Source organism: Roseovarius sp. MBR-154 (assembly GCF_053628595.1).
On record NZ_JBRJGR010000066.1, the window covers coordinates 1 to 1,697 of the forward strand.

Annotated in this window: 2 protein-coding genes; both read right to left on the minus strand. The window is 56.5% G+C overall.

The annotated features are described in order from the left end of the window. Positions 1-254 precede the first annotated feature (254 nt). Entirely contained in the window at positions 255-416 is a 162-nt protein-coding gene (locus ACSSV4_RS23170; RefSeq protein ID WP_454277333.1) for a hypothetical protein, read from the minus strand. A gap of 428 nt (positions 417-844) precedes the next feature. Further along, positions 845-1,354: a sigma factor-like helix-turn-helix DNA-binding protein gene (locus ACSSV4_RS23175; protein ID WP_454277334.1), complete on the minus strand. Its 510-nt coding sequence runs from the start codon at positions 1,352-1,354 to the stop codon at positions 845-847. Positions 1,355-1,697 lie beyond the last annotated feature (343 nt).

The window sequence follows — 1,697 nt, forward strand, 5'->3', positions numbered from 1 at the left end:
CAGCAAAACCGAACCCATAAGAATGGCAGCCTGATAGGAAACCCTGATCCACCTTAACCGGGCTGCAAGCTGGTCGAAAAAGCAGGACCACCTCTTCTTTCCTGCGTGGGTCATATCATCGGGTCCTGCGCTTTTCGCTGGACCAACAACGCATCACACCGATTGTTCCTTGAGGGGGCTAGGCTCACTTGTGTATGGGCGCAGAACCCAAGTTATGTCCGCTTGCGGCAGTTTGGCCGCAAACAACATGCCCCCTACTCGGTTTTCTTGTGCGCCGCGCGTTTCTCATCCAGAAGGGCCTGCAATCTGTTGGCCAAGGTACGCACCTCTTCGGAAATCGGTTCGTCCTCGATGCCTGCCAGCAGGCGTTTGATCTGGATCTCCAGTTCGTCATTCTCTTGATCGTAGTCGCTCACCTGTATGAACTCCTTGGTATTTTCGCTTTCCGTAACTCATACGTGTGCAACATCGCGACGGATCATGGGACACCGCAGATCGGTGTCCAGTTCGCCGAAATCACCTTTGCACGGAAAGAAGGGCAAATTGCAATAGGAGCCGAAAGCCCTGTGTAAACCCGGTTAGCCGAAGGGGACACGCGTTTCGTCCAGGTGCCGCCGCAATCGGAGATGAGTGGTTGCGCCGTCGCGGAACGCGACGGACGAAAGACATAGCCGCGGCTTCGCGCGGTCCTGCTGGAAACATGGTTGATCCAGGACTGCTCCGGTTTGATCGGATTCAGGCGCGCGGCAGGACCTCGAGCTTGCGATATGCTGGGCATGATGGATAGAAAAAACATGGCATAGGGCTGCGTCGATCTTATCTGGGATTCACAGGTGCTGGTCAGCTAAGAGGCCGGGTCATAGTCGCGCTGCCATTGCAGCAACAGGCGCGCCTGCTTGACACGGCTCTTCGCGGTGCCGACGGCAACACCACATATCTGCGCAGCGTCCTCATGGCTCAGGCCAAGAATGCCGACAAGGACAAGCGCTTCGCGATAATGTACAGGCAGGCTCATCATCGCCAGTTTCACTTCCTTTTCTCGCCCTGGCCCGCGTCCGGTGGCGGAGATGACATGAGACGTGGCGGCATTGCCATCACTTCCGGTTGTATCGCGGTTGGCATTGTTGGTCCGCGCCTGAAAGACACTGCGCATCGTCATCATCAACCAAGGGCGTAATCTCTTGCCAGTCCGAAAGCTGTGATTCTTCGCGATTGCTTTGCTGAGGGTCTCTTTCAGCACCTCGTCAGCATCCGATTGGTTCCCGGTCAGAGAGAGTGCAAAGACACGCAACGACGGAAGATGGTCTAAAACCTCATCGGTTTCTGTTGGAAGACACGCCCGTTGGTCCATCATAACCTTCGCCTCCATCTCGAAGGGGCCATATATGATGATCTCGCATCAGGATTCGTCCTGGTGCTGCTATCAACGACCTTTTCATGCCTTCACAAGAGGATAAAAAGGTCTGGATGGCATTCCGTGCGATCGTGGTTCGCCATGCGAGCGAACCTGAACCGGAACGGTTAAGCCATACTCTGATTGTACGGTAACAATGGTCAGGGATTGGGTCAATCCGGGCGGCAGGAAACCGCCTCTTGCAGTCGCGGCAGTGTCCCAACGGTTGGTGTAAGAGGCCGCGCGCGGAGCCCCCGGCGTAGCGCAGCGCGCGGCCGGTGGTGACTGTGGCGGCCACCGTCGA